This is a genomic window from Aeromonas simiae (genome assembly GCF_014892695.1).
Classification (GTDB): Bacteria; Pseudomonadota; Gammaproteobacteria; order Enterobacterales; family Aeromonadaceae; genus Aeromonas; species Aeromonas simiae.
This window is the reverse complement of record NZ_CP040449.1, coordinates 2,150,655-2,172,747: the sequence shown is the minus strand read 5'-3', so window position 1 is coordinate 2,172,747 and position 22,093 is coordinate 2,150,655. Positions and strand designations below refer to the sequence as shown.

At 64.1% G+C, this 22,093-nt stretch carries 20 protein-coding genes; 5 read left to right on the top strand and 15 right to left on the bottom strand.

The genetic code is table 11. From position 1 onward, the window contains the following. Positions 1-105 precede the first annotated feature (105 nt). The 10 genes from FE240_RS10280 to gloB all read right to left on the bottom strand — a co-directional run bounded on the left by FE240_RS10280 (position 106) and on the right by gloB (position 11,172). Positions 106-729: a CDP-alcohol phosphatidyltransferase family protein gene (locus FE240_RS10280; RefSeq protein ID WP_193000710.1), complete on the bottom strand. Its 624-nt coding sequence runs from the start codon at positions 727-729 to the stop codon at positions 106-108. Next, positions 722-1,372, bottom strand: coding sequence for an ATP-binding cassette domain-containing protein (locus FE240_RS10275; protein WP_193000708.1), 651 nt, complete (start codon positions 1,370-1,372; stop codon positions 722-724). The genes FE240_RS10280 and FE240_RS10275 overlap by 8 nt, the downstream gene beginning before the upstream one ends. After that, a complete protein-coding gene (locus tag FE240_RS10270; RefSeq protein ID WP_193000706.1) occupies positions 1,366-3,015 on the bottom strand; it encodes an ABC transporter permease subunit in 1,650 nt (549 codons plus the stop codon). The genes FE240_RS10275 and FE240_RS10270 overlap by 7 nt, the downstream gene beginning before the upstream one ends. Further along, complete coding sequence (locus FE240_RS10265; RefSeq protein WP_193000704.1) at positions 2,991-4,145, bottom strand: ABC transporter substrate-binding protein; 1,155 nt, start codon at positions 4,143-4,145, stop codon at positions 2,991-2,993. Before FE240_RS10265 ends, FE240_RS10270 begins: the two co-directional genes overlap by 25 nt. Before the next feature lie 2 nt (positions 4,146-4,147). After that, complete coding sequence (locus tag FE240_RS10260) at positions 4,148-6,259, bottom strand: FAD-dependent oxidoreductase (protein WP_193004524.1); 2,112 nt, start codon at positions 6,257-6,259, stop codon at positions 4,148-4,150. Between the two features lie 32 nt (positions 6,260-6,291). Then, a complete protein-coding gene (locus tag FE240_RS10255; RefSeq protein ID WP_193000702.1) occupies positions 6,292-6,861 on the bottom strand; it encodes a carboxymuconolactone decarboxylase family protein in 570 nt (189 codons plus the stop codon). An 8-nt stretch (positions 6,862-6,869) separates the two neighbouring features. Next, complete coding sequence (locus tag FE240_RS10250; protein ID WP_042044731.1) at positions 6,870-7,505, bottom strand: DUF1499 domain-containing protein; 636 nt, start codon at positions 7,503-7,505, stop codon at positions 6,870-6,872. A 151-nt stretch (positions 7,506-7,656) separates the two neighbouring features. Next, positions 7,657-8,550 (bottom strand): D-alanyl-D-alanine endopeptidase, encoded by an 894-nt coding sequence (pbpG, locus tag FE240_RS10245; RefSeq protein ID WP_193004523.1) that lies wholly within the window; start codon positions 8,548-8,550, stop codon positions 7,657-7,659. Positions 8,551-8,786: 236 nt separating this feature from the next. After that, positions 8,787-10,337 carry a lytic transglycosylase gene (locus FE240_RS10240; protein ID WP_193004522.1) on the bottom strand — a complete coding sequence of 517 codons (1,551 nt, stop codon included), beginning with the start codon at positions 10,335-10,337 and terminating at the stop codon, positions 8,787-8,789. A gap of 70 nt (positions 10,338-10,407) precedes the next feature. Beyond that, entirely contained in the window at positions 10,408-11,172 is a 765-nt protein-coding gene (gene gloB, locus FE240_RS10235; RefSeq protein ID WP_042044733.1) for a hydroxyacylglutathione hydrolase, read from the bottom strand. A 70-nt stretch (positions 11,173-11,242) separates the two neighbouring features. Between gloB and FE240_RS10230 the strand changes: the two genes are divergently transcribed. Next, positions 11,243-11,968: a class I SAM-dependent methyltransferase gene (locus FE240_RS10230; RefSeq protein WP_193004521.1), complete on the top strand. Its 726-nt coding sequence runs from the start codon at positions 11,243-11,245 to the stop codon at positions 11,966-11,968. On the opposite strand, the gene rnhA is transcribed toward FE240_RS10230, so the two are convergent. Beyond that, a complete protein-coding gene (gene rnhA / locus FE240_RS10225) occupies positions 11,956-12,420 on the bottom strand; it encodes a ribonuclease HI (RefSeq protein WP_193000700.1) in 465 nt (154 codons plus the stop codon). The genes FE240_RS10230 and rnhA overlap by 13 nt on opposite strands. Before the next feature lie 49 nt (positions 12,421-12,469). Here rnhA and dnaQ point away from each other — a divergent pair, with 49 nt between their 5' ends. Further along, the gene (gene dnaQ, locus FE240_RS10220; RefSeq protein WP_193000698.1) at positions 12,470-13,207 is read left to right on the top strand and encodes a DNA polymerase III subunit epsilon; all 738 of its coding nucleotides are present in this window, start codon (positions 12,470-12,472) and stop codon (positions 13,205-13,207) included. A gap of 11 nt (positions 13,208-13,218) precedes the next feature. After that, positions 13,219-14,493 carry a TIGR03503 family protein gene (locus tag FE240_RS10215; RefSeq protein ID WP_226798785.1) on the top strand — a complete coding sequence of 425 codons (1,275 nt, stop codon included), beginning with the start codon at positions 13,219-13,221 and terminating at the stop codon, positions 14,491-14,493. Between the two features lie 50 nt (positions 14,494-14,543). Here FE240_RS10215 and FE240_RS10210 read toward each other — a convergent pair whose 3' ends face one another. Together FE240_RS10210 and fadE are read right to left on the bottom strand one after the other, a co-directional pair. After that, positions 14,544-16,058: an HD domain-containing phosphohydrolase gene (locus FE240_RS10210; protein ID WP_042044736.1), complete on the bottom strand. Its 1,515-nt coding sequence runs from the start codon at positions 16,056-16,058 to the stop codon at positions 14,544-14,546. A 138-nt stretch (positions 16,059-16,196) separates the two neighbouring features. Further along, positions 16,197-18,653: an acyl-CoA dehydrogenase FadE gene (fadE, locus tag FE240_RS10205; protein WP_193000696.1), complete on the bottom strand. Its 2,457-nt coding sequence runs from the start codon at positions 18,651-18,653 to the stop codon at positions 16,197-16,199. Between the two features lie 246 nt (positions 18,654-18,899). Here fadE and lpcA point away from each other — a divergent pair, with 246 nt between their 5' ends. Together lpcA and FE240_RS10195 are read left to right on the top strand one after the other, a co-directional pair. Then, the gene (gene lpcA, locus FE240_RS10200; protein WP_042044739.1) at positions 18,900-19,478 is read left to right on the top strand and encodes a D-sedoheptulose 7-phosphate isomerase; all 579 of its coding nucleotides are present in this window, start codon (positions 18,900-18,902) and stop codon (positions 19,476-19,478) included. A gap of 25 nt (positions 19,479-19,503) precedes the next feature. After that, positions 19,504-20,283, top strand: a complete 780-nt coding sequence (locus FE240_RS10195) for a class II glutamine amidotransferase (protein ID WP_042044740.1) — start codon at positions 19,504-19,506, stop codon at positions 20,281-20,283. A 78-nt stretch (positions 20,284-20,361) separates the two neighbouring features. Here the strand turns inward: FE240_RS10195 and purN are convergent, their stop codons facing one another. Then, positions 20,362-21,000: a phosphoribosylglycinamide formyltransferase gene (gene purN / locus FE240_RS10190; protein ID WP_193000694.1), complete on the bottom strand. Its 639-nt coding sequence runs from the start codon at positions 20,998-21,000 to the stop codon at positions 20,362-20,364. Beyond that, positions 20,997-22,034, bottom strand: a complete 1,038-nt coding sequence (gene purM / locus FE240_RS10185) for a phosphoribosylformylglycinamidine cyclo-ligase (RefSeq protein ID WP_042044742.1) — start codon at positions 22,032-22,034, stop codon at positions 20,997-20,999. Before purM ends, purN begins: the two co-directional genes overlap by 4 nt. Positions 22,035-22,093: the final 59 nt, after the last annotated feature.

Genomic DNA, 22,093 nt, shown 5'->3' with positions numbered 1-22,093 from the left:
TCATGCGTGTATGCAGTATGAATGAATCAAGGCCTCTTATACCCCTGTCCAGCCAGAGACTCAACCGGATGAGAGGGGAGCGCTCGTTTTCCGTGAGTCAGTCGGCTAGCGAGCCTCCTCAGCCCGGCGAATGGTGTGAAAGCCGTAGTAGACTCGCCCCGCCGTGGTGAGCAAACACAGGGCGCCAAAGCCCCAGGCGAGCGGGGCAAAACCAGCCGGCCACAGGCACATGGCGGCGAACAGGGCCATGGTCTCGCTCCCCTCCGTCAGCCCCCCCAGGTAGTAGAGCGACTTGTTGCGATAGACCGGGCTCTGTAGCCCATATCTGGCCGCCATGACGGCGAAGGCGAGAAAACTGGCCCCCGTGCCCATGAAGCAAAACAGCAGGAAGGCCGCTGGCAGGGCGTTGTTGACCGGATCGGCGAGGGCAAACCCCAGTACCACGGCGGCGTAGAAGATAAAGTCGCAGACGATGTCGAGAAAGCCACCGCTGTCGCTGCCGCCACTAAGTCGCGCCAGGGCGCCATCGAGCCCGTCACACAGGCGGTTGAGGGCGATCAGCAGCAGCGCCGCCCCATAACAGCCGAAGGCCAGCAGGGGCACGGCCAGCAGGCCGATGGCAAAACCGGCCAGGGTGAGCTGGTTGGGCGAGAGGTGGCACCGGGCCAGTGGCGCGGCCAGGGCCGCCAGCGGGCGGCGTACCAGAGGGATGAGGTGGCGATCAAACATGGGGGCTCTCGGGGGTGAGGTTCACTATCTCGCCCGGTGCATCGGCTGGATCATGGGTCACCAGCAGCACTGGGATGGTGCGGGTCTGGGTAAATACCCAGTCGCGAAACACGGCGCGCAGGGGGTGATCGAGGCGGGAGAAGGGCTCGTCGAGCAGCAGGGCGCGCGGGCGGGCCAGCAGGGTGCGCAGCAGGCTTACCCGGGCGCGCTGGCCGCCGGAGAGCTGATGGGGCAGGCGGGCCCCCAGCTCTCCGAGCTGGGCGCTGGCCAGGGCATGGGCGACCGCGGCGCGGCGCTCGGCCTGCGGGCCGGCCGGCACGGCGAACAGTAGGTTCTCGGCCACATTCAGGTGACCAAACAGCAGATCATCTTGAAACAAGATGCCGATCCCGCGCGCCTCGATAGGCTGGTGGCGCAGTGGCTGCCCCGCAAGGCTCAGACTGCCCTCCCAGGTGAGGGGGGCATGGCGCGGTGCCTGTTCCCGGTGCGGCAGCGCCCCCATGATGGCGCCGAGCAGGCTGCTCTTGCCGCAGCCGCTGGGCCCCATCAGGGTCAGCGGCGCCCCAGGGAGAACATCAAGGTCGGGCACCCGTAGCAGAGGGTGGGCCCCCTGATAGAGGGTGACAGCGTGGAGAGTCAGCATGAGGATCGCTCCAGGGGGTTGAGGCGCCGTGGCAGCCAGATGGCCACGGCGAAGGCGGCCAGCGGTATCGCCAGTTGCAACAGGCCGTAGAGACCGGCCAGACGGCGGTCGAGGCCGCTCCCGATGGTGACCGCCTCGGTGGTGAGGGTCACCACCCGACCGCCACCCAACAATAGGGTGGGCAGGTATTGGGCCAGGCTCACCGCCACCCCGACCGCCAGCGCCGCCAGCAGGGGGCGTGCCAGCAGGGGCAGCTTGATGCGCCACCAGGCCCGAATGGGCGAGGCGCCGAGGCTGCGGGCGGCGATCAGCAGCCGCTCATCGAAGGCCCGCCAGGGGCCGCGCAACGTGAGGTAGAGATAGGGAAAGACATACAGCAGTTGCCCCCACACCACCCACAGCAGGCTCGGCTCGGCGCCAAACTGCGCCAGGGCACGCTCCAATCCGAGCAGTAGGCTGGCCTGGGGCAGCAGCAGCGGCAGGCAGAGCAGCCACAGAGGCCAGATAGGCGAGGCGCGCCCTGTTTCCAGCAGCAGCAAGGCCCAGAGGGCACCAAGCAGGGTTACCAGCAGGGCGATGGTAGCGGTGACGCCGAGCAGGGGCAGGGCGCTGGGCAGCGCCTCGTGCCATTGGCTCAGGGTGAACTCGGTGGGCCACAGAGCGGGAAAGCGCCAGCGCCGGGTCAGTGACCAGAGCAGCAGGGCCAGCAGTACCAAGGCGTTGAGGGCGATCAGGAGGTTGACCAAGGCGCCGGGCCAGCCGCGATGACGGGCAGGGCGGCGCCGGCCATCGAGCTGGCGGGCGCGCAGCCCCCGGCAGCAGAGCCACTCGATGGCGCGCAGCAGCGCCAGCACGAGCAGGCTGAGGGCGAGCAGCAGCAGGGCTCCTAGGTGAGCCAGCGGGTGCAGGGCGAGATCGGCATCCTGGCTCCACAGCCAGATGCGCTGGGCCAGCACGGGCGGTGCATCGGGGCCGAGCAGCAGCGGCAGATCGACCACCCCGCAGCCATAGGCGGCGATGGCAAGCAGGGGCAGCCGGAGGCGCGGCCACAGGGCCGGCAGCAGCAGGCGCCACCACAGTTGGGCCGGGGCGTAACCCAGGCTCTGGCCCAGGGTCAGTTGGGCCATCACCTCATGGCGGCGCAGGGCGGCCAGCGCCATCAGTAGCAGGAAGGGGAGCTCCTTGGCCAGCAGCGCCAGCAGCAGCCCCATGCCGAGGGGATCGCGCAGGGTCTGCCAGTCCGGCGGCAAAGACCAGCCGAGCAGGGCCGCCGGCAGGCGCAATAGCCAGCCGGAGGGGGTGAGCAGAAACGCCAGCCCCACGGCAAAGGCCACATGGGGCAGGGCCAGCAGGGGGGAGAGGGCCCGCTCGAGGCGGCGCAATGCCGGCTGCTGCCAGCCGTGGGCCAGCAGGGCGAAGGTGAGCAGCAGCACCAGCAGGGTGGAGAGCAGCGCCAGCGCGGCGCTGAGCCAGAGCGAGTGCCACAGGCTTGGCACCGCCAGCAATTGCTGCCAGAGCCCCTTATCCAGGGCCAGCGGCAGCAGGGCACCGAGGCCGGCCAGCAGGGGCAGGCCGAGCAAGAGTAGGGTCACGGCATGGGCGGTGGCGCGCAACATGGTCAGGGGCCGTAGCGACGCAGCCATTCGGCCTCAAGGCGGGTCTGCCAGCTAGGGTGTGGCTCGGATTGGGCCGGGAAGCGCAGTGAGGGGGGAGTCCCGGCCGGCAGGGCGTTTTGGCGCAAGACGCTGGGATCGCCCCAGATCTCGGGATCTGCCTTACGCGCCTGGGCCTCGGGGCTTAGCAGGAAGTTCACCACCACCATGGCCCCCTCGCGGGCGCGGGCGTTGAAGGGAATGGCCAGAAAGTGGGCGTTGGTGAGGGCTCCTTTTTCCATCGCCACGGCCTGCACCGAGGGGGGCAGGGCACCGCTGTGCACCGCAAAGGCAGCCTCCTGCGGGTTGAAGCTGATGGCCATGTCGAGCTCGCCGTCATCGAGCAGTTGCCGGGTCTCGGCGGCGCCGGTGGGAAAGAGCTTGCCGGCGCGCCACAGGGCCGGGTGCAGGGCATCGAGCCATGCCCATAGCGGCGCGCTCAGGCGGGCAAAGGTGGCCGCATCGGCCGGCTGGTAGAGGGGGGCTGAGGTGGGCGTGAGCTCGAGCAGGATCTGCTTGAGAAAGCTCGAGCCGTGAAACTGGGGCGGTTTGGGATAGGTAAAGCGGCCGGGATGGGCCTTGGCCCACTCAAGCAGCGCCGCCGCATCACGGGGGGGATGAGGTACCCGGTCGCGGTCAACCATCAGGTTGAGCTGGCCTATGCCCCAGGGGGCCTCGAGCCCCTCCACCGGCACGGTAAAATCCTCGTGCACCGGCAAGGCCGTATCGACCAGCGCCATGTTGGGCAGTTCGGCACTAAACGGCGCCCCCAGCAAGTGCTGCGCCTTCATCGACTTGAAGTTCTCGCCGTTGACCCAGAGCAGGTCGATGCTGCCCCCTTGCTCCTTGCCGGCGCGGCGCTGGGTTTGCAGAGCCGCAATGCTGGGGGCGATGTCGGCCACCTTGACCGGTACCAGGGTGACCTCGAAGCGGCGTTTGAGCTCGGTGGCCGCCCAGCCGAGGTAGCGGTTGACCTCCTGGCTGCCGCCCCAGGCATGCAGGTAGACCTGCTGGCCGCGCGCCGCGCGCAGGGTCTGCTGCCAGGACGGATCGGCCTCGGTCACGGCCAGGGCAGGCAGGGTGAGCAGGGTGAGCAGCAGGGCGCTGAGCCGTCTGTGCATGGTCATGCCTCCGGGTGGGACGGCGCGCCGCGGCGCCAACGGTGAAAACGGCCGGCCAGCGTCAGCAGGCGGGCCGATGTGTGGGTGCGGCGCCACAGGCCCGCCACCTGCCGGTTGCCCTCCATCCGCGTTGGGTAGGGGTGGACAGTGGCGAGGATCTGGTTAAGCCCGAGCCCGTGTTGCAGGGCCAGGGTGAAGGGGACGATGCGCTCGGCGGCCTCGGCCCCTATCAGGGTGGCGCCGAGCAGCCGATCGCTGCCGGGGACGGTGAGCACCTCGACAAAGCCGTGTGGCTCGCCATCGCACAGCGCCCGATCGAGCTCGGCGAAGGCAAAGCGGGTGCGCTCGAACGGGACGCCTCGGGCGGCAGCCTCCATGGTGGTGAGCCCGACCCGCGCCAGCTGCGGCTCGGTGTAGATGGCATGGGGGATGGCGCGATAATCGATGCGCAGGGGATAGAGATCGCCAAACAGGGCGTTGAGGGCGGCATAGCTCCCTTGATGAGCCGCCGCGTGGGTCAGTTGATAGGGGCCGGCCACATCGCCAACGGCCAGCACAGAGGGGAGCGAAGTGGTGAGCGTCTCATCGACTTGGATGAACCCTTGCTCGGTCAGGGCCACGCCCAGTGCCTCAAGCCCCAGCCCCTCCACGTTGGGTTGGCGCCCCAGCGTCAGCAGCAGCCGATCCCCGGTAATGGTGTGGCGCCGCTCCCCTTGCCGCAGGGTGAGGGTGATGCCGGTTTCCTCCTGCGTGGCCGCCAGACATTCGGCGCCGAGCATCAGGGTGACGCCGCAGTGGCCTAGCTGCTCTGCCAGCAAGGTGCTGGCATCGGGCTCTTCGCACGGCAGCAGCCGCTCGGCCTGTTCAATGAGCGTGACCGGTACCCCGAGCAGGGCGAAGGCTTGGGCCAGCTCGCAGCCGGCGGCGCCACCGCCGAGGATCAGCAGGTGTGCCGGAGGCTGGCGCAGTGACCAGAGGGTGTCTGAAGTCAGATAGTCAACCTTATCGAGCCCCGCTATCGCCGGCACCCGGGGCCGGGCGCCGGTGGCGATGACGATGCGCCGGGCGCTCAAGCGCTGGGTGCCGACCTCCACCTGCCAGGGGGAGGTGAGGCGGGCACGCCCTTGGATGCACTCCACGCCGAGGGCGCGGTAGCGCTCGAGTGAATCGTGAGGCGCCACTTGGCTTATCACCTGCTGCACTCGCTCCATCACGGCGGCAAAGTTGCACTGGGCATCGGCGCGAAAGCCCAGCTCGGCGACGCGGCGCAGCTCAAGGCCAACGCGGGCCGAGCGAAGCAGCGCCTTGGAAGGAACGCAGCCGTGGTGGAGGCAATCCCCCCCCATCTGTGCGGCCTCGATGAGCGCGACGCGGGCCTTGGCCTGCGCCCCGATATAGCTGGTGACTAGCCCCCCTGCGCCGGCGCCGATCACCAACAGGTTGTAGTCAAAGCGGCGCGGCTTGCCCCAGCGCCTAGCAAGACGCAGGGCCGTCAGACGGCGCGCCAGGGCTCGTCCCAGCCAGGGCAGGGCACCGAGCAAGCAGAGCGCTCCAATTAGCCCGGGCGTGAGCACCTGGCCTGTGCTCGCCAAGGCCGCCAGCTCGCGCCCCGCCAGCACATAGACCAAGGTGGCCGGCAGCATGCCAAGCTGGCTCACCCAGGCATAGGTGCGCAGGGGCATGCGGGTCAGCCCCATCAATAGGTTCACCAGAAAGAAGGGAAAGAGCGGCACTAGGCGCAGGGTCAGCAGGTAGTGTACGCCCTGGGCGTCGAGCCCTTTGTCGATGGCGGCCAGAGGCTTGGCAAAGCGCCGGGCTACCCAGCCGCGCAGCAAGAAGCGGGCGCACAGGAAGGCAAGACAGGCGCCGAGTGTGCTGGCAAACGAGACCAGCAACAGCCCCCACGCCACCCCGAACAGGGCGCTGCCCGCCAGGGTGAGCAGGGTGGCGCCGGGCAGCGAGAGGGCGGTACTGGCTACATAGAGCAGGAAATAGGCCAGCGCTGCCTGAATGAAGTGGGCATCGACCCAGCCTTGCAGCTCTTTTTGATGGTGCTGCAAGGTGGCGAGATGGAGCCACTGGCCCAGATCGAAGGCGAGATAGCCACCCACCATGACCAGCAGCAGGGCCAATAGCAGCAGGCGCTTCACCGCGGCGGCTCCTGGCGCTCTGGCTGTACCGGTAGCTGACAAAAGCCCTGGGGCGGCACATCCAGCGCCGCATTGAACTTGGCCGACAGGTTTTGAAAGGCGATCAGCCCGGTCAGCTCGACGATGCCATCGTCATCAAACCACTGGCGCAGGCGTGCCGCCTGCTCATCGCTCACCCCGTCGAGACCAGTCATCGCCTCGGTGTAGTCGAGCACGGCTCGCTCGCGCTCATCGAACAGGGGGGAGTCGCGCCACTGGGCCAGCGCCTCGACCTTGGCACTCGAGCCGGCCCGCTGAGTCAGGGTCATGGCGTTGATGTCGACGCAAAAGCGGCACCAGTTGAGCTGGGAGACCCGCACCGTCACCAAGGAGCGCAACACCGGATCGATGGGGGAGCGGCGCCGGTTGATGACGCCGTAGAGGGTGGCGACGGCGGCGAACAGGCGCGGTGAGCGCCCCCAGCACTTGCCTGGGATCAACACCTGGCCGTAGTTGCGTTTTTGCAGCCAGAAGAAGGGGCGGATGAACCAGGCGTACTCCCGATCCGGTTTGAGTTCGATGCGCATGGTCGCTCCTAATGGCGTGTGGTGGCGGCCGCTGGGGCCTCTTTGGCCAGCTCGCGGGCCAGCTCCTGCATGAAATCCACGACTCGCTCCCGGTTAACACCGAGATCCGAGCGCCCGACCCGGGAGGCCGAGCGCAGGTCGACCCGCACCTCACGGCCGATACGCAGGCGCAGGGCAATGTCATCTTCAAAGCCAAACCAGGGGCTGGTGGCCACGGCCTGTAGGCCGTCTGGGGTGCGAATGGTGCGCCAGCCCTTAGCCTGCATCAGGCGTTCGGCACTGCCGATCACCTCTTCGGGTAAGGCGCTGGTGTAGAGGGGGCCGGGGTTGTCGGCCAATCCTTTGAGCGGCCCCTCGCTGACCGGCAAATCTTGGCTTGAGCGCAGCTGCTTGGCCCAGATGAGGGCGGGGGGATCTTGCGGATCGGTGCTGATGTCGTTGTGGGGCGGCGCACTGATGGCTTTGGTGAGAAACCAGAGCAGGGGGAGTAGCGGCAGCGCTCCGAACAGGGCGCTCTTTTTGTGGCGGCGCCAGGGCAGGCGCAGTAGCAGAAACAGGCCGCACAAGCTACCTGCGGCACAACTTAGAAAACCCATCCACCAAGGCCAGATGGCAAAACGGGTCAGCAGGGGGCCGGCCAGCATCAGAGTCCATGAGAGGAGAGGAAGCAACAGGGAGGACACGGGAAAACCTTGTTTGCACAAAGTGTTAAGAATAACGCGCTGGGCGAGGGGAGAACAGGGTTTCACGTCCAATCGGGGTGAGAAACGCCGGCTGGAGCCGGCGTTGTGACCATCATTGACCGGAGAAGACCCCTTGCGTTGCCGCCAGACTGACCCGCCCCGAGCTCTCGAGCCAGCTCTTGACCCGCTTGGCATCGGCGATCCGAGCATCTGTGGTATCGGCATTGAGCAGCACCATGATCACCGGCTCATGGCGCACCTTGGTCTCCATCACCAGACAGCGTCCCGCCTCGCGAATGTAACCTGTCTTGGAGACGTTGAGATCCCACAGCCCCTCGCGTACCAGACGGTTGGAGTTGCGATAGTGGAGCTGGCGCTTGCCGGCGTTGACCAGGCTCTGCTCGTCGGTCGAATATTGGCGGATCAGCGGATAGCTGGAGGCGGCGGCCACCATCTTGGCCAGATCGTGGGCCGTGGAGACATTGCGCGGGGTGAGCCCCGTGCTGTCGTGGAAGCGAGTGTTCCACATGCCGAGCATTCTCGCCTTGGCGTTCATCGCCTCGATGAAGGCGCGTCTTCCCCCCGGGTAGTGGCGGGCCAGGGCCGAGGCGGCTCGGTTTTCCGAAGACATCAAGGCCAGGTGCAGCATCTGGGCACGGCTCAACCGGGTGCCGAGCGCCAGCCGGGAGCCGGTGCCCTTGAGTCGATCCACATCGGCATCGCCAATGGTGAGGGTCTCGTTCAATCGCAGGCCCGCATCCAGCACCACCATGGCCGTCATCAGCTTGGTGATGGAGGCGATCGGCATCACCCGATCCGCATTGCGTTCGGAGAGCACCTCGCCGGTGCGGTGATTGGCGACCACAAACGAGGCCGAATTAAGGGCCGGCTGCTGGTCGCGATGTTGCAGCCACTGTCCCCCTGCTGCGTTGGCGGTGACGGGCAGGGCGCCGATAGGGAGCAGTGCTGCTCCTAACAACCAGGAAAGAAGAGTTCGCTTCATGATGTCAGTTACACGAATGGCCAAGAGAGCTGGTTTAGTTATAAGTCGATTACTGTCGTATCACAATGGTACTTGCTTGTGATTGTGCTGCAAGTGTGATCTTGGGTGATGGGGGCAGCCAGGTACGGCGCAGCGCGGGGATGATGCCACCACAGGGCAGTCGGGGTCTAGCAACAATGCTTGGTCGCGGTGAGAAACAAAAAGGGCAAGGCGGATGCCTTGCCCTTGGCAGGAGAAGATCAGCCTGGATCGCCGACAAACAGGGTGAGAGTTTGCCCGGGTTGCAGATGGTTACGACGATCAAGTTGATTCCAGCGCACCACGTCCACCACGGCGACCTGGAACTTGGCTGCAATGGAGGAGAGAGAGTCTCCACGCCGCACCTGATAGCTGACCGAGCTCGAGGAGGCCGTTGCGCTCTTGCCTGAGACGATCAGACGAGAGCCCGGTTTAATCGTGGCCTTGGCCGAAAGGCCGTTCCACTTGAGCAGGCTCTGCTGGCTGATGCCGTGCTTGCGGCTGATGCTCCAGAGGGTGTCACCACTCTTGACTGTGTATTGAGCCACATTGGTGGCGGGGCGGCTACGTTTGGCTACGGCCGGCTCGGCATCGGTAAAGGCCTGGCCGCTACTCACGCCGCTACCGGGAATACGCAGTGACTGACCGGTACGCAGGGCATGACCACTGAGGTTGTTGGCCATCTTCAGCTCATTCACGCTGACGCCGTGGCGGCTGGCAATGAGAGAGAGGGTATCACCGCGGTTCACCCGGTAGTCGCGTCCGGTCACCCGGTTATTGCGGGGCAGGTCAGCCAGGGCCAGCTCCAGCGCATCGGCATACTCCACCGGCACCAGGAGGCGATGGGGGCCGCTTGGGGAGGTGACGCCGCGAACCAGCGCTGGATTGAGCTCCTTGAGCTGGCTGGCTCGCACCCCGGCCAGGTTGGCGGCCGTGGCGATATCGAGTTGCCCCTCGATCTCAACGGCCCTGAGCTTGGGCTCGTTGGCGAGCGCAGGCATGCTGACGCCGTACTGATCCATGTTACTGATCACATCGGCCATGGCCAGGATCTTGGGCACGTATTGCAGGGTTTCGCGCGGTAAATCCAGCGACCAGTAGTCGGTGGGGCGCCCCCGCTTTTGGTTGCGGACGATGGCATTGCGTACCCGACCTTCGCCTGCGTTATAGGCAGCCATGGTATTGAGCCAGTCGCCATCGAAGAAGCGGTTGAGGTACTCAAGGTAATCGAGAGCGGCGCGGGTGGAGGCCAGCACGTCTTTGCGTCCGTCATACCAGCGATCGTGACGCAGGCCGAAGTTGCGGCCCGTCTGTGGCACAAACTGCCACAAGCCGACGGCATTGCTGCGTGAGCGGGCGGTCGGATCGAACATGCTCTCGATCATGGGGATGGTCACCAGCTCCATTGGCAGCCCGCGCCGTTCAATCTCCTCGACCATCAGGTAGAGGTAGGGTTCAGCACGGCTGGCAATGGTCGCCATATGGCTATCACTGCGCAGAATGGCGGCGCGTTGTCGTCGCACGCGATCGTTGTCGGGCACATCCAGCTGCATATCGTTGCTGATACGCACCCACAGATCGTCGCTCTCCTCTGCCGCATCCAGCTGATCGTCGCCGAACAGGGAGGGAGCAGGGTGACGTTTGTGCGCTTTTTTATTGACTTGGGGGGACTTACTCGGCTCGATTGCCGCTAGCGCCCGGTCATCCTGATGGCTCAGGTTTTGGCAGCCACTGAGAAACAGCGCCGCCAATAAGGCCGTTCGAACCTTCATCACTCACAGGTCATCCAATGGAAAAACAGCCGCAATAGTAAGCGGCTATCGCCTCGTGATCAAGGTTTGTTCAAAAAACATCCTTCCAAAGGCGTAGTGTATGGAACACTTTTTGCGGAGTATCTAGTTGAGATAACGCGTGTTTTTCAGCAGAAAATCGCACTGAGTCGAGGTGGCACCGCAGGAACACGTTCACGTCCCGCTCCCGCCCCAGCGTGGTGGGCAGGCTGGGCAGGCCTTGCTGGCGCAACTTGCTGATCTCTTTGATGATCTCGGCAATCTTCCGGTTCTGTGGTTCGACCGCATGGGCAAACCTCAGGTTGGAGAGGGTGTATTCGTGAGCCGGGTAGACGCGAGTCTCGTCTGGCAATGCCAGCAGGCGTTGCAGGGAGCCATACATCTCCTCTGCGCTGCCTTCGAACAGGCGGCCACATCCTGCTGAAAAAAGCGTGTCGCCGCAGAACAACATGCCGCCCCCATGATAGGCCACATGGCCCCGGGTGTGTCCCGGCACATGCAGCACCGACAGGGTCAGGTCATGCCAGCGGATCTGATCCCCCTCTTCGACACGGGTGCCATCAAAGTGCAGTTGTGTCTCGTGGCGTGGCTGATAGAGGCGGGCGTTGGGGTAGGCGGTCAGGAGTTCGGTGACCCCGCCAGTATGATCCTGATGGTGGTGAGTCAGCAAAATGGCATCGAGCGTCAACCCCAGTGAATCGAGGCGCTCCAGCACCGGGCCGGCACTGCCAGGGTCGACCACAAGGCAGTGTTTTTCTTGCCGAATCAACCAGATATAGTTGTCTTGAAAGGCCGGGATGGTCAGTACTGAGTACATAGGTTGGCTTCTCTTTGGGCTGGGTATCTTATATAAAGGAGGAAAGCTCCTCTGCGGAAGTATGCCCATTATGCCGTTGCGTCGCAGCGAACCTCAAATCAGGAGTCCAGCCAGCTGGCACGAGTTGCCAATGGGAGACTGGATCGCCGGCGAGCTGCAACATCGTCTCGATGTCTGGTGTCCGCACCTGTTCGGTTATCACCTGCTCAAGCTTGGAGCGTTAAGCGGGGAGCTCTCCTGCACCATGTCGACCATCCGCCACCAGTTGGTGGTGGCGCCGGAGGGGCGCCTTGCGACAGTGCGGGCCGATCTGGATGCCCTGCCGATCCGCTGCGGCAGTGTCGATGCCTGCCTGCTGGCGCACACTCTGGATTTCAGTCGCGATCCGCATCAGGTGCTGCGCGAAGTGGAGCGGGTGCTGACCGATGATGGCTGGGTCATTATCAGCGGCAGTAATCCCCTGAGCCTGCTCGGCATGGGACGTTCCATGCCCTGGTTGCGACGCCGTCTGCCCTGGTCGGGGCGTATGTTTACGCCGCGGCGCATCATCGACTGGCTGAAGTTGCTGGGGTTCGAGGTGATGTTTGACGAACGCTTCGGCTATGGATGGGGCGGCGGTGGTGGCTGGTGGTACGAGAGCCTGGGACATGACTACTGCCGCCACCTGGCCTCGACGTATATCATCGCCGCCCGCAAGCGACGGGCTCCCCTGCTGCCTATCCAAAAACGCTGGGCGCTGCCCCGCTCGTTGGCCACGCCGGGCATGGCCAGGGTGTTTGAGGATCAGGGGCGATAGCCGCTGTCTTCAATCAATGCCGTGCCACTGGCGGCATCACGGGCCAGCTCATCGCAGCGCTCGTTCTCCGGGTGACCCGAGTGACCCTTGACCCACAACCACTCGACCTGATGACGTGCCACCTCGGCATCGAGCTGTTTCCACAGATCCACGTTCTTCACGGGCTCCTTGCTGGCGGTGAGCCACCCTTTGCGCTTCCAGCCGGTGATCCACTGGGTGATCCCCTGGCGTACATATTGACTGTCGGTCGTCAGGCGGACCTGGCAAGGCTCGCTTAGGGTGCGCAAGCCGACAATGGCGGCCATCAGCTCCATGCGGTTGTTGGTGGTGAGGCGAAATCCACCGGCGAGCTCCTTGCGGTGCTGGCCGTAAATGAGGACTGCACCATAACCACCGGGACCTGGGTTGCCGAGGCAGGAACCATCCGTATACAAATCAATCTGTTTTAGCATGCACATTGGGGTAAACTGGGAAAAATCAGAGTTTGACACAGATTGCACCATGAACACACCCCAAGCCAGCCGCCAGATCATCCTCGATACCGAAACTACGGGTATGAATATGAGCGGCGGACCTCACTATCTGAACCACCGCATCATCGAAATCGGCTGCGTTGAGGTCATCAACCGCAAGCTGACCGGCAACCACTTCCACGTCTATATCAAGCCGGATCGGATGGTGGATCCCGAAGCCATCCAGGTTCACGGCATTACCGATGAGTTTTTGCGCGACAAGCCGTCGTTTGACAAGATCGCCGATGACTTCATCGAGTACATCCGTGGTGCCGAGCTCATCGCCCACAACGCCCCCTTTGACGTGGGCTTCATGGATTACGAGTTCAGCAAGCTAGGGCTGACCCTCAAGACGACCGATATCTGCACCGTTACCGATACCCTGGTGATGGCCCGCGAGCTCTTCCCTGGCAAGCGCAACAACTTGGATGTGTTGTGCGATCGCTACGGTATCGACAACTCTCACCGTACCCTGCACGGGGCCTTGCTCGATGCGGAGATCCTGGCCGACGTCTATCTGATGATGACCGGTGGCCAGACCAAGTTGAATCTGGCCACCGAGAGTGCCGAGGCCAACAATGCCTCTATGGACACGGGGATCCGCCGGCTGGCGGCCGATCGCCCCCCTCTCAAGGTGCTGCGTGCCGAGGGGGAGGTACTGACCGCCCACGAGGCGCGTCTCGATCTGGTACAGAAGAAGGGCGGCAGCTGCCTGTGGCGCCAATAAGGAAGAGTCTCATGCAAGGAATGCTGCGGCACTGTGTGCCAGTGATGGTGGGGGCGGCCGCGCTGCTCTCGGGCTCGGTTGGGGCGGCAGACAGTGTTGGCGCGGCGGATGTGCCCTTGCTGGCCAACCGTTTTCGCATCGACTATGGGGTGAAGGAGGTGACCTTCATCATCCACCGCAAGCCGGATTCGGCGCCCGTAGTGCTGGTGCAGCCCGATGGCAGCAAGCTCTACAGCATCCGCCATCCGGCCGGACAGGTGGGGTGGCAGGTCACTCCCCGGGCCGATCTCATCACCATTCGCGATCCCATGCCGGGCCCCTGGCAGGCGATTGGCGATACCGATCCTGACAACCGGATCCGCCTGCTGACCGACGTGCAGCTGGCCTATGATCCCATTCCCCTGCGCCTCTACCAGAACGAGGTGGTCAAGCTGACCAGCCGTCTGGTGATCGAGGGGGCCATCAGCCGCGATCCCGCCTATCTGGACAACCTGGCGATGACGGCGCGGTTACAGCGTTTCCATGAGGGGCAGGGAAGCGATGGCGAGCCCCTTGAGGATATCGAGATCGGCCGCTACCTCGACGATGGCAAGGGGCTCGACGAGGTGCCGCATGACGGTGTGTTGACGGCGGAGACGACGTTGCTGGCTCCTCCCGGCAAATATCGCGCCGTGATCACCACAGGCAACGAGATCTTCACCCGGGCTCGTCATCAGGAGATCCTGCTCTATCCCCTGCCGTTTCGTTATGAGTTGTTGGCGCCGAGTGAGGGGCAGCCTCCCAAGCTGACCTTCATCATCGATAAAGAGGAGCTCGATCCTGCCAGCGTGGTGCTGGCCGGCGTGCTCACTGACAGCACAGGCCACCCGCTTTCATTTCGCGGCAATGCCGTCAACGCGACCATGACGGTGACCCTGCCGCTGCCGAGTGCGGTGGGGCAGTACCGGGTGAGTGGCACCCTTTATGGCACCAGCGTGAGCGGGCGAGAGGTTCGCATTACCCTGCCGGAGAAGAGTTTCAACATCTATCCGCCGCCACCGCCTCCCGAGCCCGTGGTCAGCCAGAGCCTGCCGGCCCCGGCGCCCGTTGCCGAGCCGGAGGCCAGCTCATGGTGGCCATGGGTGGCGGGGGGCGTAGCGGTACTGCTTACGTTGGCGGCGGCGGCCGGTATGCTGGTGTTGCAAAAACGCAAGGCATTGCGCCGGGCCCTGGCGGCCCAGCAGGAGGGCAAGGCATCCGCCAAGGCCCCTGCTACCGAGGTCGATCTGAACCAGATGGAGCAGTAAAACAGAAAGGAGCCCGAGGGCTCCTTTTTACATGGTGCTGCGTTTGCCGCTCAATGGTCGCCCAGGTAGTGGTCGCGATATTGGTCGCGAATGGCGAGGAAGTCGTCGAGGTGCGCCATCATGAGATCGACCAGGGTCGGGTCGAAATGGTGGCCACGCTCCTTGCTGATGAGGGCGAGCACCTGGTCGAGCGGCCACGCCTTCTTGTAGCAGCGATCCGATCCTAAGGCATCGAACACGTCGGCGAGTGCCACGATGCGCCCTTCCAAGGGAATGCTCTCACCGACGAGGCCGCGCGGATAGCCGGAGCCGTCCCACTTCTCATGGTGATAACCGGCGATGGTGGCGCCGATCTGGAACAGCTCGAGCTGGCTGCCCGAGAGCATGTCCTGACCGAGCTGGGCGTGGGTCTTCATGATCTCCCACTCCTCCGGGGTGAGCTTGCCCGGCTTGTGCAGGATGGAGTCGGGAATGCCCACCTTGCCGATGTCATGCAGGGGGGAGGCGCGCTTGATGAGTTCGCAGCGATCCTCTTCCATGCCGAGCAGTTGGCAGAACAGCTCGGTGTAGAGGGCCACCCGTTTGACGTGCAGGCCCGACTCTTTGGAGCGGGTCTCCACCAGCTCGCCGATGCGGTAGATGATCTCGCGCTGGTTGTCGGCGATCACCTCGTTGAGCCGGATGTTCTCCAGCGCCACTATGATGTTTTCGGTAAACAGGCTGAGCAGGCCGGTGTCGACCTCGCTCAGGTGCTGGTTTCCCTCGACATGGAACAGCAGGTGGTGACGGCTGTTCTTGCAGTAGAGCACCAGCTCCTTTTGGCCATAGATATTGCTTTGTGCCTGCATGGCTTGCTGGACAATGGGCGGGGCAAGGGCGAGATCGACGCTATCGGGTAAGGCATCGAGCGTCTGCAACTGGTTATCCTGCACCTCATACGCGCTCTGCTTGAGATCGTAGAGCACCGAATCTTCCAGATTGAGCAGGGCACTGAGCTGCTCGCGCGCCCCCTCGATGAAGGTACGCAGCGCGCGTTTTTCGAAGATGCCGCGCGAGGCTTCGATCACCTTCTGCAGGCCACGCCGGTTGCGCTCAAGGGTTCGAATGTCGCGATAGGAGCGCAGGCTGGCCCGCAGCAGGGTCCGCAGCTTCTGCGAGGTGAGTTCGGTCTTGTCTTTGTAGTCGTTGATGTCGAAGTTGCTGACCACATCGTCTTCCGGCGCCTGACCGGGCTGACCGGTGCGCAGCACGATGCGCACCATGTTGTTTTGCAGCGTCTCGCGCACGAAGCGCACCACCTCGAGACCGGCGTTGTCGGTCTCCATCACTACATCGAGCAGCAGCAGGGCGATGTCACCTTGTTGCTCCATCAGGCTCATGGCCTCACGGGCGCTGTAGGCGTGCAGCAGATCCAGTCCCTTGCCGTCGAACTCGAACTGGGAGAGGGTGACGCGGGTGACGCGGTGCACTTCGGGCTCATCGTCGACGATCAGCACTTTCCAGTAGCGTCTGGGTTCGTCGGCGGGGGTTGCCTCGTCATCAATGATCAGGATGTCGTCATCCATATGCCAATCCTGTTGGGCCTCTCTGGTAACAATACCGGTTTACCCAAGCTTAGGAAACTTGCAGGGATATAAAAAAGCAAAAAATGCTGGTACATCAATGAACAACGCCTCCCGAAGGAGGCGTTCCATATCACAACATCAGGCGGCGTGGTGCAGGCTGGCACTCTGATAGAGCGTTTTATCCGCCGCCAGCGCCGAGGGCTCGAAGTCATCGACGTTGATGGTGCGAAGTCGCCCTTGCTCGGCCCGGCGCAGTTGCTCCGCTTCGGCCTGGGTGAGCACGCCGGCCGCCACTCCCTCGTCGGCCACCTGATCCAGCGCCATGAAGGGGCGGCGCACGCCTGCGGCCTTGCACACCTTGTCAAACAGCGGCTCGGCGGCGAGCACGTCGTCGAGCGCTTGCTCGAGCAGGCCGAAGGGGTTGCCCTCTTCGCGGGTGAGGTACTGCCCCTGGGCCAGACGGCTGCGGGTGGCGTTCGGGCTTTGCAGCAGGCGGGCGACCTGGCTGTCGAGCTTGTCGCAAGGCTTTTGCATGTCACGGCCAAGCGGCAGCACGACCAGGCGCAGGGCCAGCCCCAGCCAGCGGTTGGGGAAGTTGCGCAGCAGCTCGTCGATGGCCAGCTGGGCCTTGTAGAGGGCATCTTGCACCGACCAGTGCAGCAGCGGCAGATCCTCTTTCAAGCGCCCCTCGTCGTTGAAGCGCTTGAGGGCGGCCGAGGCCAGGTAGAGCTGGCTCAACACGTCACCCAGGCGCGCCGAGATGCGCTCCTTGCGCTTGAGTTCGCCACCCAGCGTGCCCATGGCCACGTCCGAGAGGAAGGCCAGGTTGGCCGACAGACGGCTGAGCTGCTGGTAGTAGCGGCGGGTCTCGTCCTTGAACGGGGCCTTGGCAAAGCGGGCGCCGGTCAGCCCCAGCCAGAAGCTGCGCAACTTGTTGCTGATGGCAAAGCCGACGTGACGGAACAGGGCCTGGTCGAAGTCTTTGAGCCCCTGCTCGGCATCCGGGTGGCCGGCGGCCAGCATTTCGGCCAGCACGTACGGGTGGCAGCGGATCGCCCCCTGGCCGTAGATGATCATGCTACGGGTCAGGATGTTGGCCCCTTCCACCGTGATGGCGATGGGGGAGCCCTGGTAGGCGCGCGCCAGGTAGTTGTTCGGCCCCATGCAGATGGCCTTGCCGCCGTGGATGTCCATGGCATCGATGACGCACTTCTGGGCCCGGTCGGTGAGGTGGTACTTGACGATGGCGGAGATGACCGACGGCTTCTCGCCGAGATCGATGCCGGCCACGGTCAGATCGGCGGCGGCCCCCATGATGTAGGCGTTGCCGCCGATGCGGGCGAGTGGCTCCTCGATCCCCTCCATCTTACCGATAGGCAGTTTGAACTGGCGACGGATCCGGCTGTAGGCGCCGGTGGCCAGGGCCAGCATCTTGACGCCGCCTGTGCTGTTGGAGGGCAGGGTGATGCCGCGTCCGACCGACAGGCACTCGACCAGCATGCGCCAGCCCTGACCAGCCATGGCCGGGCCACCGATGATGAAATCGAGCGGGACGAACACCTCCTTGCCGCGGGTCGGGCCGTTTTGGAACGGCACGTTGAGCGGGAAGTGGCGGCGGCCGATCTCAACCCCCTTGATGTGGGTCGGGATGAGGGCGCAGGTGATGCCGAGCTCCTCCTCGTCACCGAGCAGGTGATCCGGGTCGCGCAGTTTGAAGGCCAGCCCCAGCACGGTGGCGATGGGGGCCAGCGTGATGTAGCGCTTGTTCCAGGTCAGGCGCATGCCGAGCACTTCCTTGCCTTCCCACTCCCCCTTGCAGACCACGCCGATGTCGGGGATGGCGCCGGCATCCGAGCCCGCCTCCGGGCTGGTGAGGGCGAAACAGGGGATCTCCTTGCCAAGGGCCAGGCGCGGCAGGTAGTGATCCTTTTGCGCCTCGGTGCCGTAGTGTTGCAGCAGCTCGCCCGGGCCGAGGGAGTTGGGCACCCCGACGGTGGAGGCGAGCACGGCGCTGGCGCCGCACAGCTTTTGCAGCACGCAGGACTGGGCGTAGGCCGAGAACTCCAGACCCCCGTACTGCTTCTTGATGATCATGGCGAAGAACTTGTTGTCTTTGAGGTACTGCCACACCTCGGGGGAGAGATCCGCGCGCTGGTGGGTCACTTCCCAGTCGTCGACCATGCGGCACACGGTCTCGACCGGGCCGTCGAGGAAGGCCTGCTCCTCGGCGGTCAGGGTATTGACCGGCACCGAGTGCAGCTTCTTCCAGTTCGGGTTGCCGGCGAACAGCTCGGCCTCCCACCAGGTGGTCCCCGCTTCGATGGCCTCTTTCTCGGTGCGCGACATCTCCGGCATGATCGATTTATAGAGCTTGAAGAGAGGGCGCGAGAGGTAGTGGCGGCGCAGCTCGATCAGGTTGAGCGGCAGCGCGACGGCGGCAAACAGCAGCCAGAGCGGCCAGGGCAGGTGGCCGAACAGGGCGCCGATCAGCATGGCGCCAAACAGCATCAGGGTGGACATCAAGAGAGGGACGCGCTGGTATATCACGTATCCGGCGACAAGCAGGACCCAGAGCAGGGTAAGGGTCGTGGTCATTGTGTGCTCCTTGCAGGCTAGGGTTACGAGTCAACGACTCATCCAGAGGTCTGACCTGTTGGTCATGGCACCGTTGTAAACGATACGTATCCGGTTATCAAGTTGTTTACATTTGTGGTCGCGCCGAATGTGATCTGGCAGGCAGCGATGGGGGCAATCGTCGGTGCGAGGGGCGACGCGCACGGCACGCTTGTGCGACAATGCCCCGTCTTTGCCCGATGGCTGAAAACAAGAAGAGAGCAACCCATGTACCAAGAGCTGATCCGCAGTGAACTGACCGAAGCCGCAGACGTGCTGCAGAAATTTCTCTCCGACGAGCAGAACATCCAGAACATTGAGGCCGCCGCCAAGTTGCTGGCTGCCTCCTTCAAGCAAGAGGGTAAGGTGCTCTCGTGCGGTAATGGTGGCTCCCACTGCGATGCCATGCATTTCGCCGAGGAGCTGACCGGCCGCTATCGCGAGAACCGTCCCGGCTACGCCGGCATTGCCATCTCCGATCCGAGCCACCTCTCCTGCGTCTCCAACGACTTTGGCTATGACTATGTCTTCTCCCGTTATGTGGAAGCGGTCGGCCGCCGTGGCGACGTGCTGCTCGGGATCTCCACCAGCGGCAACTCGGGCAACATTCTCAAGGCCATCGAGGCGGCCCATGCCAAGGGCATGAAGGTGATCGCCCTGACCGGCAAGGATGGCGGCAAGATGGCGGGGCTGGCGGACGTCGAGATCCGGGTGCCGCACTTTGGTTATGCCGACCGTATTCAGGAGGTGCACATCAAGGTGATCCACATTCTGATCCAGCTGGTCGAGAAGGAGATGGCCAAGTAATTGGCCCATCTGGCAGGAGAGGACGATGTGTGAATTGCTTGGCATGAGTGCCAATGTTCCGACCGACATCTGCTTCAGTTTTACCGGCCTGATGCTGCGCGGGGGCAAGACCGGCCCCCATCGCGACGGGTGGGGGATCACCTTCTATGAGGGGCGCGGTTTTCGTACCTTCAAAGATCCCCAGCCGAGTGCCGAGTCGCACATCGCGCGGCTGGTGCAGGAGTATCCCATCAAGAGCCGCGCCGTGGTGAGCCACATCCGGCAGGCCAACCGTGGCACCGTTTCGCTGGAAAACACCCACCCCTTCACCCGTGAGCTGTGGGGACGCTATTGGACCTTTGCCCACAACGGTCAGCTGACCGGCTGGAAGAAGCTCCCGACCGGTCGCCACCGCCCGGTCGGGCAGACCGACAGCGAGCACGCCTTCTGCTGGCTGCTCGATCAGCTTGAGCAAAAATACCGGCGCCAACCGACCAACTGGCCGGCCATGTTTCGCTATTTGGCGGGGTTGTGCCAGCAGCTGCGCGGGCTCGGGGTGTTCAACATGCTGCTCTCGGACGGGGAGTACGTGATGACGTTTTGCTCCAACAACCTGCACTGGTTGACCCGGCGTGCCCCGTTTGGTGAGGCCACCTTGCTCGATGACGAGGTCTCCATCGACTTCCAGCGCGAGACGACGGCCAACGACGTGGTGACGGTGATCGCCACCCGGCCGCTGACCGGCAACGAAGAGTGGCAGGCGATGCAGCCCGGTGAGCATATGCTGTTTCGCCTCGGTGAGCGGATCGCCGGCGGCGTGGCTTAGGTGGGAATGAGTGGTTAGGGATGAAAACGTAAGAAGGGAGGCCACGGCCTCCCTTCTTTATGTCATCGACGCAAGTCGCTATTCGTCGGCATAGCCGGCCGGACCGAGCGGCTCGCCGTCCATCAGCGCCTTGTCTTGCATCATCACCAGGCGACCCATGCAGAACCAGCTCACCACCAGCGGGTAGATGGCGTGCTCCTGCACCTGCACCCGGGCAGCCACCTCCGCTTCCGTGTCCCCCTCGAAGATGGGGACGCGGGCTTGCAGCACCACAGGCCCACCGTCGAGCTCTTCGGTGACGAAGTGGACGCTGGCGCCGTGCTCGGACTCACCGGCCTCGATGGCGCGGCGGTGGGTGTGCAGCCCTTGGAACTTGGGCAGCAGGGAGGGGTGGATGTTGAGCATGCGACCGTGGAAACGGGCGATGAAGGCAGGGGAGAGGATGCGCATGAAACCCGCCATCACGATAAGATCGGGGCGGTAGCCCTCGACCAGATCGCCCAAGGCGGCGTCATATGCGGCCCTGTCGGCAAAGCCGGCGGCCTCCAGCACCTCGGTGGCGCAGCCCGCCGCGCGGGCACGGGTGAGGCCATAGGCCTCGCCCTTATTGCTCACCACGGCCACCACCTCGCCGGCGACACGCCCCTCCTGGCAGGCATCAAGGATGGCCTGCAGGTTGCTGCCGTTGCCGGAGATCAGCACCAGGATGCGTTTCATCGGATGACGACCTGCTCCTCACCGGCGGGTTGGTCGGCGATGTGGCCGATCAGCCAAGCCTGCTCGCCTTCGCCATTGAGCAGCGCCAGCGCCTTCTCCACTTCGCTCTGGGGCAGGGCGATGATCATGCCGACACCACAGTTGAAGGTGCGATACATCTCGTGGCGGGTGACGTTGCCGGCCTCTTGCAGCCAGCTAAATACCGCCGGCCACTGCCAGCTCTGCTCGTCGACGATGGCCTGGGTCTGCTCGGGCAGCACGCGCGGGATGTTCTCCCAGAAGCCGCCGCCAGTGATGTGGGAGAGCGCGTGGATCTCGCACTCCTTGAGCAGCTTGAGCACCGGCTTGACGTAGATGCGGGTCGGCTCGAGCAGGGCGTTGGCCAGGGTGGTGTTCCCCAGGGATTGCTGTACGTCGGCCTTGGAGACTTCCAGGATCTTGCGAATGAGGGAGAAGCCGTTGGAGTGCGGGCCGCTCGAGGCCAGGGCGATCAGGGCATCACCGGCCTTGACCTTGCTGCCGTCGATGATGTCGCTCTTTTCGACGACGCCGACACAGAAACCGGCGATGTCATAATCCTCCCCTTCGTACATGCCCGGCATCTCGGCGGTTTCACCACCGACCAGGGCACAGCCAGACTGCTCGCAGCCGGCGCCGATCCCGGTGACCACGGCCGCCGCGGTATCCACGTCCAGCTTGCCGGTGGCGTAGTAGTCGAGGAAGAAGAGGGGCTCTGCACCCTGCACGATCAGATCGTTGACACACATGGCCACCAGATCGATACCCACGGTGTCGTGCTTTTTCAGGTCGATGGCCAGGCGCAGCTTGGTGCCCACCCCATCGGTTCCGGAAACCAGCACCGGCTCCTTGTAACCGGCCGGAATTTGACACAAGGCACCAAAGCCGCCGAGACCACCCAGGACTTCCGGACGACGTGTGCGCTTGGCCACGCCCTTGATGCGATCGACCAGCGCATTGCCGGCATCGATGTCCACGCCTGCATCCTTGTAGCTCAGTGAGGTTTTGTCAGTCACGAGTATTCCCCGTCATGTGGTGATAGTGGAGGGTAAAAGTCGGGGCGTATTCTACCAGC